This is a genomic window from Amycolatopsis samaneae, assembly GCF_039541975.1.
Taxonomy (GTDB): domain Bacteria; phylum Actinomycetota; class Actinomycetes; order Mycobacteriales; family Pseudonocardiaceae; genus Amycolatopsis; species Amycolatopsis samaneae.
Window position 1 is genome coordinate 777,192 of record NZ_BAABHG010000002.1, and the last position, 11,624, is coordinate 788,815.

At 70.0% G+C, this 11,624-nt stretch carries 12 protein-coding genes; 5 read left to right on the top strand and 7 right to left on the bottom strand.

Annotation, left to right across the window (positions count from 1 at the left end; translation table 11 throughout):
* Positions 1-65 precede the first annotated feature (65 nt).
* Both ABD987_RS06885 and ABD987_RS06890 read left to right on the top strand, forming a co-directional pair.
* On the top strand, positions 66-935 hold the full coding sequence (locus ABD987_RS06885) for an amino acid ABC transporter permease (protein WP_345388167.1): 870 nt from the start codon (positions 66-68) through the stop codon (positions 933-935).
* 154 nt (positions 936-1,089) lie between these two features.
* Positions 1,090-1,824 (top strand): class I SAM-dependent methyltransferase, encoded by a 735-nt coding sequence (locus ABD987_RS06890; RefSeq protein WP_345388169.1) that lies wholly within the window; start codon positions 1,090-1,092, stop codon positions 1,822-1,824.
* Here the strand turns inward: ABD987_RS06890 and ABD987_RS06895 are convergent.
* A complete protein-coding gene (locus ABD987_RS06895; protein ID WP_345388171.1) occupies positions 1,821-2,717 on the bottom strand; it encodes an alpha/beta hydrolase in 897 nt (298 codons plus the stop codon). The two genes, ABD987_RS06890 and ABD987_RS06895, sit on opposite strands and share 4 nt — an antisense overlap.
* A gap of 41 nt (positions 2,718-2,758) precedes the next feature.
* On the opposite strand from ABD987_RS06895, the gene ABD987_RS06900 reads away from it, so the two are divergent.
* Positions 2,759-3,223 (top strand): MarR family winged helix-turn-helix transcriptional regulator, encoded by a 465-nt coding sequence (locus ABD987_RS06900; protein ID WP_345388173.1) that lies wholly within the window; start codon positions 2,759-2,761, stop codon positions 3,221-3,223.
* A gap of 4 nt (positions 3,224-3,227) precedes the next feature.
* Here ABD987_RS06900 and ABD987_RS06905 read toward each other — a convergent pair whose 3' ends face one another.
* From ABD987_RS06905 to ABD987_RS06925, 5 genes are all read right to left on the bottom strand, one after another.
* Positions 3,228-3,917, bottom strand: coding sequence for a YoaK family protein (locus ABD987_RS06905; RefSeq protein WP_345388175.1), 690 nt, complete (start codon positions 3,915-3,917; stop codon positions 3,228-3,230).
* 68 nt (positions 3,918-3,985) lie between these two features.
* Positions 3,986-4,738: a succinate dehydrogenase/fumarate reductase iron-sulfur subunit gene (locus tag ABD987_RS06910; protein WP_345388177.1), complete on the bottom strand. Its 753-nt coding sequence runs from the start codon at positions 4,736-4,738 to the stop codon at positions 3,986-3,988.
* The gene (locus ABD987_RS06915; protein ID WP_345388179.1) at positions 4,735-6,651 is read right to left on the bottom strand and encodes a fumarate reductase/succinate dehydrogenase flavoprotein subunit; all 1,917 of its coding nucleotides are present in this window, start codon (positions 6,649-6,651) and stop codon (positions 4,735-4,737) included. The genes ABD987_RS06910 and ABD987_RS06915 overlap by 4 nt, the downstream gene beginning before the upstream one ends.
* A gap of 52 nt (positions 6,652-6,703) precedes the next feature.
* Positions 6,704-7,522: a hypothetical protein gene (locus ABD987_RS06920; protein ID WP_345388181.1), complete on the bottom strand. Its 819-nt coding sequence runs from the start codon at positions 7,520-7,522 to the stop codon at positions 6,704-6,706.
* Positions 7,519-7,806 carry a hypothetical protein gene (locus tag ABD987_RS06925; protein ID WP_345388183.1) on the bottom strand — a complete coding sequence of 96 codons (288 nt, stop codon included), beginning with the start codon at positions 7,804-7,806 and terminating at the stop codon, positions 7,519-7,521. The genes ABD987_RS06920 and ABD987_RS06925 overlap by 4 nt, the downstream gene beginning before the upstream one ends.
* Positions 7,807-8,063: 257 nt before the next feature.
* On the opposite strand from ABD987_RS06925, the gene edd reads away from it, so the two are divergent.
* Together edd and eda are read left to right on the top strand one after the other, a co-directional pair.
* On the top strand, positions 8,064-9,947 hold the full coding sequence (gene edd / locus ABD987_RS06930) for a phosphogluconate dehydratase (RefSeq protein ID WP_345388185.1): 1,884 nt from the start codon (positions 8,064-8,066) through the stop codon (positions 9,945-9,947).
* A gap of 85 nt (positions 9,948-10,032) precedes the next feature.
* Positions 10,033-10,659, top strand: coding sequence for a bifunctional 4-hydroxy-2-oxoglutarate aldolase/2-dehydro-3-deoxy-phosphogluconate aldolase (gene eda / locus ABD987_RS06935; protein WP_345388187.1), 627 nt, complete (start codon positions 10,033-10,035; stop codon positions 10,657-10,659).
* 245 nt (positions 10,660-10,904) lie between these two features.
* On the opposite strand, the gene ABD987_RS06940 is transcribed toward eda, so the two are convergent.
* Positions 10,905-11,432 (bottom strand): regulatory protein RecX, encoded by a 528-nt coding sequence (locus tag ABD987_RS06940; RefSeq protein WP_345388189.1) that lies wholly within the window; start codon positions 11,430-11,432, stop codon positions 10,905-10,907.
* Positions 11,433-11,624 lie beyond the last annotated feature (192 nt).

Genomic DNA, 11,624 nt, shown 5'->3' on the forward strand with positions numbered 1-11,624 from the left:
GAGCGAATCATGGAAATCATGCGCCAAAAGGAATCCAACACTGTCTCGCGGAGCGAGGCGATCGCATGAGCAATGTTCTCTTCGATGTCCCCGGGCCGAAGGCCAGGGCGCGGCACCGGCTCTACACCGTCCTCGGCGCACTGGTGATCGTGGCGCTGCTCGCGTTCGTGATCTACCGGTTCGCCGACACCGGCCAGTTCGACGGCCGCAAGTGGGAGTGGCTGCAGTACACGAAGGTCCAGGAGGACCTGCTCACCGCCGTCGGCTGGACGCTGAAGGCGTTCGCGCTGGCCGCGGTCCTCGCCATCGTGTTCGGCGCGGTGTTCGCCGCCGGGCGGTTGTCCGACCACGCCTGGATCCGCGGGATCTGCACCTTCGTGGTCGAGTTCTTCCGCGCGATCCCCGCGCTGATCCTGATGTTCCTGTTCTATTTCGGGCTCCCCGCGCTCGGCGTGCCGATGACGCCGTTCCTCGGTGTGGTGCTCGGCCTGACGCTGTACAACGGTTCCGTGCTCGCCGAGGTCTTCCGTGCGGGTATCCAGTCCCTTCCGAAGGGACAGAGCGAAGCCGCGTACGCGCTGGGCATGCGCAAGACCCAGGTGATGTTCACCGTCCTGCTGCCCCAGGCGCTGCGCGCGATGCTGCCGACGATCATCAGCCAGCTGGTGGTGCTGCTCAAGGACACCGCGCTCGGCTTCATCATCACCTTCCAGGAACTGCTGTACTACGCGCGCTACATCGGCTCGCAGGGCGAGTTCGGCCGTCCGATCGTGCCGTCGACGATCGTCGCGACCGTCATCTACGTGACGATGTGCCTGCTGCTGACCGCCCTCGCGACGTATCTGGAGCGACGCAACCGGCGCAGCAAGAAACACATCGATACCGGTGAGAAGGCCAAGCAGGTCGTGCTCACCAATGACGCGGGTAGCGTCTAGCCGTTGTGGTCCTCCTGGTGCCCCGTTGCCCACGGCAACGGGGCACCGGTGTTTTTCCCACCGTCCCACCGGGACGATCCGCCACCCGCACCTGTCGCCACGCGGGTCCGGTCGCTAGCGTCGGACCCGGACCCCTCGCGGGAGGAGCGGCCGGATGCCGGACCAGTACGACGTCCTCAACGCGCGTTACGAAGAGGTCAAACGCATCCCCATCGGGCTCGCCGAAACCGCCACGGTGCTGGCGGCCCTGCCCGACCCGGCCGGGAGGTCGGTACTGGACGTCGGCTGCGGGACGGGGTTCTACCCCCGGCTGTTCCGCCGGGCCGGGGCGGGCCGGGTGATCGGCGTCGACGCGTCGCGGGAGATGATCGCGCACGCGCAGCGCGCCGAGGAGCGCGACCCGTACGGGATCTCCTACGAGGCGCTCGACGCGCGGACGCTGCCGGTGCTCGGCACGTTCGACATCGTCACGTCGATCTGGCTGCTCGGCTACGCGGAGCACGAGGCGGAACTCGACGCCATGCTCGCCGGGATGACGGCGAACCTGCGTCCCGACGGGACGCTGGTCGTGTTGTTCCCGAATCCCGAAGCCGACTGGGAAACCCTCGCCGGGTACGCGCGGTACGGCCTGCACGTCGTCCCGTCCGGCGAGGTGGGCGGCCGGACCCGCACCACCGTGCACGTCGACACCGATCCGCCGTTCGAGTTCGAATCCTTCTTCTGGCCGCCCGGTGTGGTCGAAGCCGCGCTCGGCCGGGCGGGACTGACCGGCCTGCGGCGGCAGCCCGTGACGGTGCCGCCCGACGCCGCGGCCGAACGCGGCGAACAGTTCTGGCGGACCGTACGGGAAATGCCGACCTTCGCCGTCTACCGCGGGGTCCGCGGCTAGGACCGCACGTGCTGGGAGAGAAAGAAAGCCGCGCGGTCCAGCGCCTGGTCCGCCTCGTCCAGCACACCGGTGAAGGACTGGAACACGTGCGGCACGTCGGCGACGACGTCGAGGATCACGTCCACCCCGGCCTCGCGGGCGCGCGCGGCGAGGCGCGTGGAGTCGTCCAGGATCATCTCGTTCGTCCCCACCTGCAGCAGCAGGGGCGGGAAGCCGGTGAGGTCGGCGAACACCGCCGGGCTGAGCAAGGGATGGCGCGGGTCCTGGCCCGCGAGGTACATCGCCCCGGTGTGCGCCATGCCTTCCCTGCTGAGCAGCGGGTCGGCCTCCGCCTTGGTTTCCATGCTCTCGCCGGTCCTGGTCTGGTCCAGGCCCGGGGAGAACGCCACGATCGCGGCGGGCAGGGGCAGCCCGGCGTCGCGCGCGGCGAGGCAGGTGGAGACGCACAGGCCACCCCCGGCGGAGTCACCGGCGAACGCGATGGCCGCGGGATCCGCGCCGCCGTCGAGCAGGGCGCGGTAGGCGTTCAGGCAGTCGTCGACCGCGGCCGGGAACGGGTGCTCGGGCGCCAGCCGGTAGTCCACCGAGAACGCCGTGTACCCGGACCGGACCACCAGGCTCCCCGTCAGCGACATCGCCGTGTCGGGCGAGCCGTACACGAAACCGCCACCGTGGAAATACAGGATGGTCCCGGCCGTGCCGTCGGCGGCCGGTTCGACGCGCACCGCGGGCCGGTCGCCGAGCGTCGTGGCGGTGACCCGGATCCCCTCCGGGATGGCCATCCCCGCCATCAGCGCCCGAAACCCGGCGCGGATCTCCTCCACCGAGCGCGGCCCTTCCGGCCGGGGCTGCCGCAGCATCGCGTCGATCTTCGCCCGCTGTTCCCTGCTCATCCTCGCTCCTCCCAAAAGTATATTCCGGTACAGTATATGCCATGGCATCTAACTCCGGTGACGAGCGCACCGACCTCCCCGGGTTCTTCGCCGATCTCGTCCGCTGCGAAACGCGGCTCTACAACGACCTCAACGACCGCCTTCGCGCCCGGCACGGGATCGTCACCTCGCAGTTCGAGTTCCTGCGTTACCTCCGTGACCACCCGGGCTGCCGGGTGGCCGACGTGGCGGGCGAGTTCGCCGTCGGGATCGGCGCGACCAGCAAGGGGATCGACCGCTTGGAGAAGCAGGGGTGGGCGGCCCGGCAGCCGAACCCGGCGGATCGCCGGTCCTCGCTGCTCGCACTGACCGGCGAGGGCCGGAAGCTGACCGACGCGGCGGAGCGCACCTTCACCGCGCGGCTGACCGAACTGCTCGGAGACGTCCCGGGCCCGGCCGTGGCACAGGTGTTCTCGCGACTGCGTGCCGCGCTGGAACGCGACCGGATCGGCATGCCGACAGGCTGACTTCCTACGCCGCGTCGTCGTCCCCGCGAAGACGCAGGACGACGGAGACCGTCACGATCAGCGCCAGCGCGAGAGCGAGTGCGGCCCAGGTCGCGACGTGCAGCTGGAGCAGTCCGCCGGCGAAGGCGCCGAGCAGGATCGCGCCGATCGCCGTCAGCTTCCGTCCCTGCCGGGATCCCCTGCCCACGAAGGATTTCGCGTCGGCGGCGAGCCCGGTCACGGTCCGGGTGAACACCGTCGTCTGCAGATCGGCCAGCCCCAGCTCGCGCGCGGCCGCGTTCTGCAGCCCCATGGCGAGCCCGAGCAGCACGATGAGCGTCTCGGTGACGGGGCGTCCGGAGCCGCCGAAGACCGCCGAGCACACCACCGCCAGCGTCACCGGGATCGCCTGGATCATCGTGGCCCGGCGCAGCAACGTCCGGCCGCGCACCCGCCGCGCCAGCCCTCCCCCGGCGAACGCCCCGGCGAGGAACGCCGCGATCGCCGTGAGCGAGGGCAGGATCGAATGCCCGACCTGCCCGGCCGCGGCGAAGCCAAAGAACACGAGGTTCCCGGTCATGTTCGCCACGAAGACGTTGCCGAGCCCGAGGAAGCTGACCGCGTCGACGACCCCGCTCACCACGGTCAGCGTCACCAGCAGGAGGACCAGGTCACGGGGTTCGGCGGGTTCTCCGGCGGGGTTCGTCGCGGGCACCCGCGCAGTACACCATCATCGGCCGCCGATCTCCCGTCGAACCGGGGTGGGCACCTCCCGGACGGCACTCACCGGTCGCGGCGGAAGAGCTTGTTCCCCAGCCACACGATCGGGTCGTACTTGCGGTCGGCCACGCGTTCCTTCATCGGGATGAGCGCGTTGTCGGTGATGTGGATGCCTTCCGGGCACACGTCACTGCAGCACTTGGTGATGTTGCAGTAGCCGAGCCCGTGCTCCTCCTGCGCCGCGTCCCGCCGGTCGGCGACGTCGAGTGGATGCATCTCCAGCTCGGCGATCCGCATCAGGTACCGGGGCCCGGCGAAGGCCTCCTTGTTCTCCTCGTGGTCCCGCACGACGTGACAGGTGTTCTGGCACAGGAAGCACTCGATGCACTTGCGGAACTCCTGCGACCGCTCGACGTCGACCTGCTTCATCCGGTAGTCCCCCGGTTTCAGGTCCGCCGGCGGCGTGAACGACGGGATCTCGCGGGCCTTGGCGTAGTTGAACGACACGTCGGTCACCAGGTCCCTGATCACCGGGAAGGTCCGCATCGGCGTGACCGTGATGACCTCGTCCTCGGTGAACGTCGACATCCGGGTCATGCACAGCAGCCGGGGACGGCCGTTGATCTCCGCCGAGCACGAACCGCACTTGCCCGCCTTGCAGTTCCAGCGCACGGCGAGGTCGGAAGCCTGGGTGGCCTGCAGGCGGTGGATGATGTCGAGGACGACCTCGCCCTCGTTCACCTCCACCGTGAAGTCCTGCAACTCCCCGCCGTCCGCGTCACCGCGCCAGACCCGGAAGCTCGCCTTGTAACTCACGCTTGCCTCCCCGGGTGCTCCTGAAGTTCTTCGTCGGTGTAGTACTTCCCGAGCTCGCCGAACTCGAAAAGTTCCAGCAGGTCCTGCCGCAGCGGCAGCTGGGGCCGCACGACGACGTCCACGTCGGGTACCACCGGGTTCTCCCCCGGCGCGGCCGAGCAGACCAGGAGCTTGTTGCGCCACTGCGGGTCCATGCCGGGATGGTCGTCCCGGGTGTGCCCGCCCCGGCTTTCCGTGCGCATCAGCGCGGCCCGCGCGACGCACTCGCTGACCAGCAGCATGTTCCGCAGGTCGACCGCCAGGTGCCAGCCGGGGTTGAACTGCCGGTGTCCCTCGACGGTGACCCGGCCGATCCGCCGCCGGATCTCGGCGAGCTTGGCCAGCGCCTGCTCGATCTCGCCCGCCTTGCGGATGATCCCGACCAGGTCGTTCATCGACTGCTGTAACTCGGTGTGCAGGCTGTACGGGTTCTCCACCTGCCCTTCGGCAGGCGGGTCGAACGGCGCCAGCGCCATCTTCGCCGCGGCGTCCACATCGGACCGCGCCACCTCCGGCCGGTCGGCCAGTCCGTCCACATAGGACGCCGCGCCGAGGCCGGCCCTGCGGCCGAACACCAGCAGGTCCGACAGCGAGTTCCCGCCGAGCCGGTTGGAACCGTGCATCCCGCCCGAGCACTCGCCCGCCGCGAACAGGCCGGGCACGCTCGCCGCCGCGGTGTCCGGGTCGACCTCGATCCCGCCCATCACGTAGTGGCAGGTCGGGCCGACCTCCATCGGCTCCTTGGTGATGTCGACGTCGGCGAGTTCCTTGAACTGGTGGTACATCGACGGCAGCCGCCTGCGGATCTCCTCGGCGGGCAGCCTGCTCGCGATGTCGAGGAACACGCCGCCGTGCGGGGAACCCCGCTCCGCCTTGACCTCCGAGTTGATCGCGCGGGCGACCTCGTCGCGGGGCAGCAGGTCCGGGGTGCGGCGGTTGTTCTCCTGGTCGGTGTACCAGCGGTCGGCCTCGTCCTCGCTGTCGGCGTACTGGCCCTTGAACACCTCCGGCACGTACTCGAACATGAACCGCTTGCCGTCGGAGTTCTTGAGCACGCCACCGTCACCGCGGACACCCTCGGTGACCAGGATGCCCTTCACGCTCGGCGGCCAGACCATCCCGGTGGGATGGAACTGGACGAACTCCATGTTGATCAGCTTCGCGCCCGCGCGCAGGGCCAGCGCGTGCCCGTCGCCGGTGTACTCCCACGAGTTCGACGTCACCTTGAACGACTTGCCGATCCCGCCGGTCGCGAGGACCACCGCGGGCGCCTCGAACAGGATGAACCGGCCGCTCTCGCGCCAGTAGCCGAACGCGCCCGCGATGCGGCCGTCGTCGGTGAGCAGTTCGGTGACGGTGCACTCGGCGAAGACCTTGATCCGCGCCTCGTGGTCACCGTGCTCGGCGAAGTCCTCCTGTTGCAGCGAAACGATCTTCTGCTGCATCGTGCGGATCAGTTCGAGCCCGGTGCGGTCCCCGACGTGCGCCAGGCGGGGATAGGTGTGCCCGCCGAAGTTGCGCTGGCTGATCCGCCCGTCCGCGGTGCGGTCGAACAGCGCGCCGTAGGTCTCCAGCTCCCAGACCCGGTCCGGTGCCTCCTTGGCGTGCAGTTCGGCCATCCGCCAGTTGTTGAGGAACTTCCCGCCGCGCATGGTGTCGCGGAAGTGGACCTGCCAGTTGTCGTTGTCGTTGACATTGCCCATCGACGCCGCGCAGCCACCCTCGGCCATCACGGTGTGTGCCTTGCCGAACAGGGACTTGCACACCACCGCGACGCTGAAACCGCGTTCCCGCGCTTCGATCACCGCGCGCAGACCGGCGCCACCGGCACCGATCACCACCACGTCGTAGCTGTGCCGTTCGACCTCGGTCATGTAAGTGATTCACCTCGGGGACTGGAAGCCGTTGTCTTGGGGAAAGCCCGCGCTAGTTGACGAAACGCAGATCGGCGATCGCGCCGCTCGCCACGAGCATCACGTAGAAGTCGGTCAGCACGAGCGTGCCGAGCGTCGTCCACGCGAGCGTCATGTGCCGCGTGTTCAGCTTCGTCACCTGGGTCCAGATCCAGTACCGGACCGGGTGGCGGGAGAAGTGCTTGAGCCGCCCGCCGGTGACGTGCCGGCACGAATGGCAGGACAGCGTGTAGGCCCACAGCAGGATCACGTTGCCGAGCAGGATGATGTTGCCGAGACCGAAACCGAACCCGCCGGTCTTCCCGTGGAAGGCCGTGATCGCGTCGTAGGTGTTGACCAGCGAGACGACCACCGCGACGTAGAAGAAGTAGCGGTGCACGTTCTGGATGATCAACGGCAGCCGGGTCTCGCCGGTGTACTTCGCGTGCGGCTCGGCGACCGCGCAGGCGGGCGGGGAGAACCACACCGAGCGGTAGTAGGCCTTGCGGTAGTAGTAGCAGGTGAGCCGGAAGCCGAGCAGGAACGGCAGCACGAGGAAACCGAGCGGGATCCAGCCCGGCAGATCCCCGAACCAGTGTCCGAAGTGGCTCGATCCCTCCACACACGACGTCGAAACGCACGGCGAGTAGAAGGGCGTCAGGTAGTGGTACTCCGGCACCCAGTACGCCGTGCGCACGAACGCCCGGACCGTCGCGTAGCCGATGAAGGTGGCCAGCCCCAGCACGGTGAGCAGGGGCGAGAGCCACCACCGGTCGGTGCGCAGCGTCCGGTCGGCGATCGAGGCGCGCGAGGACGAACGGACGCCGACGCCGTCACGGGCGGGGGCGCTCACCGCTGGTCGCGCTTGTAGCCACCGACACCCTCGTCATCGGCGCCCTGCCACAGCGCCGGGTCGTAGGGCGTGTCCGGGACCGGGACGCGTTCGACGGGTTTCGCCTGCGTGGGCACGGAGGCCTGGGCGCCGTCGAGATCCGCGCTGTCGATGTCGAGCCGCTCCACGTCGTTGGCGAGGCGGCGGACCGCGGAGGCGTCGCCGTAACGGGACCGCAGCGCGCCGACGCACTGCCGCAACTGACCGATCGTTCGCCGGAGTTCGGCGAGCTCTGTGGTGGACATCGGTAGCCTCCCGGGTTCGGTGGGCCGACAGAGCCGGAGGCGATCAACTCGCCATTACCCGACTCTGCCGCGTGTTGTGCAGTGTGACAAGTAGCACACTAGCTACCGCGGACGTGATCGAGGTCACCCGGGGTCGTCTTCTGTATCGATTTTGATCCGACGTTCCCGCCGGGGTACTGTGGCCACTGTCACGACCCAGAGGCGCCAGCGCTGCCGTCCCGCGGACCACGTCCACCACCAGTGATCCGGAGCCGGACATGAGCTCTCCCCGCCAGCCCCTCAACGACACCGTCGCCGCCGTCACCCAGCGCATCGCCGAACGCGGCGCGGCGACCCGTTCCGCCTATCTCGACCGGATGGCCGCCGCCCACCGGGAAGGCCCGGTCCGCCGCGGCCTGGCGTGCAGCAACCTCGCGCACGGCTTCGCCGCGATGGAGGGTGCCGACAAGGAGGCACTGCGCGCGGCACGGGCGCCCGGCGTGGCGATCGTGTCCTCCTACAACGACATGCTCTCGGCGCACCAGCCGTTGCAGGAGTACCCGGCCTGGCTGAAGAAGTCCGTGCGCCGCGCGGGTGGCGTCGCCCAGTTCGCCGGCGGGGTGCCCGCGATGTGCGACGGGATCACCCAGGGCCGCGCCGGGATGGAGCTGTCGCTGTTCAGCCGCGAGGTGATCGCGATGGCGACGGCGATCGCGCTCTCCCACGACATGTTCGACGCGGCGCTGCTGCTCGGCGTGTGCGACAAGATCGTGCCGGGCCTGCTGATCGGCGCGCTGTCGTTCGGGCACCTCCCGGCGGTGCTCGTGCCGGCCGGTCCGATGAACTCCGGTCTGCCGAACAAGGAAAAGGCGCGTGTCCGCCAGCTCTACGCCGAGGGCCGCGCGAGCAGGGAAGACCTGCTCGACGCCGAGGCCGCGTCGTATCACTCGGCGGGCACCTGCACCTTCTACGGCACCGCGAACTCGAACCAGATGGTCGTCGAGGTGATGGGCCTGCACCTGCCGGGCGCGAGCTTCGTCCCGCCGAACACGCCGCTGCGGCAAGCGCTTACCGAAGAGGCGGGACGCCGCGTCGTTGCCCTGTCGCGCGGGGCGTCGTACACGCCGGTTTCCCGTGTGCTGGACGAAAAGGCGTTCGTCAACGGCATGATCGCGCTGCTGGCCACCGGCGGGTCGACCAACCACACCCTGCACCTGGTCGCGATCGCCGCGGCCGCGGGCATCCAGCTCACCTGGGACGACTTCTCCGAGCTGTCGGCGGTCGTCCCGCTGCTGGCGCGGGTGTACCCGAACGGCGCCGCGGACATCAACCACTTCCACGCCGCGGGCGGGATCCAGTTCCTGGTGGGCACGCTGCTCGACGCCGGGCTGCTGCACGAGGACGTGCACACGGTCGCCGGATTCGGGCTGCACCGCTACCGGCAGGAGCCGATCCTGTCCGACGGCGAGCTGGTGTGGCGCGACGTGCCGGCCCGCAGCCTCGACGAGGATGTGCTGCGCCCGGTCTGGCGGCCCTTCGCGGCCGACGGCGGGCTGCGGATGGTCGAGGGCAACCTCGGCCGGGCGGTGATCAAGGTGTCGGCGGTGGCGCCCGAGCACCGCGTCGTCCAGGCCCCGGCCCGGGTGTTCACCGGCCAGGAGGCGTTCACGGCCGCGTTCGAGGCCGGTGAGCTGGACCGCGACGTCGTGGTGGTGATCCGGCAGCAGGGCCCGCGTGCCAACGGCATGCCGGAGCTGCACGGGCTCACCCCGGCACTCGGGGTGCTGATGGACCGGGGGCACCAGGTCGCCCTGCTCACCGACGGGCGGATGTCCGGCGCCTCGGGGAAGATCCCGGCGGCGATCCAGGTGACGCCGGAGGCGGCGGCGGGCGGCCCGATCGCCCGGATCGCCGACGGCGACGTCGTCCGGCTCGACGCCCGCGCGGGCACGCTGGACGTGCTGGTGGCCGAGGCGGAGCTCGCCGCGCGCGAGCTGGCCGACGCCCCGCCGTCGGAGGCGTCGTGGCTCGGCACCGGCCGCGAGCTGTTCGGCGCGCTGCGCCGTGCCGTCGGCCCCGCCGACCAGGGCGCGAGCGTGTTCGGGCCGCTCACTCCCGAGCACTTCGGCATGCCGACGCACGCCGGGGTCCCCACGCCCTAGGAGCCGGTACGTCCGGCGAGGCAAGATAGGGCGGCGCGCCCGTGTTCCCGGGCGCGCCCGAAAACGTGAATCTGGAGGTTGGTCAGTGACCACCGGTGCGGACCTGCTCGAACTGTCCCCCGTGATGCCCGTCGTGGTGATCGACGACGTCGAGGACGCGGTGCCCACCGCGCGGGCGCTGCTGGCGGGCGGGATCGGGGTGATCGAGCTGACCCTGCGCACCCCGGTGGCGCTCGCCGCGATCGCGCGGGTCGCCACCGAGGTGCCGGAGATCGTGATCGGCGCGGGCACGGTCACCTCGCCCGCCCACGCGAAGGAGGCCGCCGGCGCGGGCGCGAAGTTCCTCGTCACCCCGGGCACCACGGACGCGGTGCTGGACGCCGCGTTCGCGACCGGGCTGCCGTTCCTGCCTGGGGCGAGCACGGTGTCGGAGGCGATGCGGCTGGCCGAGCGCGGGCTGACCGCGCTGAAGTTCTTCCCCGCGGAGGCCAGCGGTGGTGCCGCCTACCTGAAGTCGGTCGCCGGTCCGCTGCCCGGGCTGCGGTTCTGCCCGACTGGCGGGATCACCGCGGCGACGGCGCCGGACTACCTGGCGCTGCCGAACGTCGGCTGCATCGGCGGCTCGTGGCTCACCCCGAAGAAGTCCTTGGCGGACAAGGACTTCGCGACGGTGGAGCGGCTCGCCGCCGAAGCGGCCGCGCTGGCCCGCTAGGGGCGGGGCTCTCTGTCGCGAACGCGCCGTTGGGGACGCTCACCGTCTCCAACGCGTCGTTCGGGACGCGGCTGGTCCCGCTCCGCCGGGCCCGGCGGCCGCGGATATGCACTGAAAGCGTCCTTCAGCACGGCCAGCGCACTGAAAGCGTCCTTCAGCGCAGCCAGCGCACCGAAGGCGTCCTTCAGCGCACGCCCGGCGGAGGCGCGACCGTGCCCTTCCTGGCGGGCAGCGGGAGGCGCCGGTCAGTCCGGGACGACGTCGTCGAGCATGCTCGCCTCCGCGCCGTACTCGCGGAGTTCGTCCCGGATCACCGTGTAGGCCAGGCCCTGGGGGTATCCCTTGCGGGCGAGGAAGCCGAGGAGCCTGCGGATCGCGGTCTGCTCGTCGACGTTGCCGAGTGAGCCGAGGCGTTTGCGGACCAGTTCCCTGGCGCGCTGTTCCTCGGTTTCCCGGTCGACCACCTCCGCTGCCTGCGCGGCGATCTCCCCGTCGACGCCCTTGCGCCGGAGTTCGGCCACCAGCGCGGTACGTGACAGCCCCTGGTTCGCCTGCCGGGACTTGACCCACAGCTCGGCGAACTCGGCGTCGTTGACCAGCCCCGCCTTGTCGAGCTTGCCGAGCAGGGTCTCGCTGGTCTCCTCGTCGAACCCCTTGCGCTTCAGCGTCTGCCGGAGCTCCTCCTGCGTGCGAGGACGAGCGGCCAGGAGATCGAAACAGATCTCCTTGGCCTTCTTCCACCGCTCCTCCGCGGACAACTCCATAGGGTCCACTTTGGACACCCTACCCACGAAAACCCTGTCCTCTCATGGCACTAAAGGCACGGCGACTTCACCAACCATGGCGACCTCACCACGAAACGCGACCACCACCGGGGTCCAGGGGGCTCGCCCCCTGGCGGGGGTTTGGGGGTTCGCCCCCCAAAGGACACAACGAATGACCCGGCGAGGTGAGCGCGTTCCGCG

Coding starts and splice junctions, on each gene's coding strand:
- edd (WP_345388185.1), top strand. CDS start 8,064: ATGAGCTCTCCCCGCCAGCCCCTCAACGACACCGTCGCCGCCGTCACC.
- ABD987_RS06885 (WP_345388167.1), top strand. CDS start 66: ATGAGCAATGTTCTCTTCGATGTCCCCGGGCCGAAGGCCAGGGCGCGG.
- ABD987_RS06900 (WP_345388173.1), top strand. CDS start 2,759: ATGGCATCTAACTCCGGTGACGAGCGCACCGACCTCCCCGGGTTCTTC.
- ABD987_RS06915 (WP_345388179.1), bottom strand. CDS start 6,651: ATGACCGAGGTCGAACGGCACAGCTACGACGTGGTGGTGATCGGTGCC.
- ABD987_RS06895 (WP_345388171.1), bottom strand. CDS start 2,717: ATGAGCAGGGAACAGCGGGCGAAGATCGACGCGATGCTGCGGCAGCCC.
- ABD987_RS06890 (WP_345388169.1), top strand. CDS start 1,090: ATGCCGGACCAGTACGACGTCCTCAACGCGCGTTACGAAGAGGTCAAA.
- ABD987_RS06925 (WP_345388183.1), bottom strand. CDS start 7,806: ATGTCCACCACAGAGCTCGCCGAACTCCGGCGAACGATCGGTCAGTTG.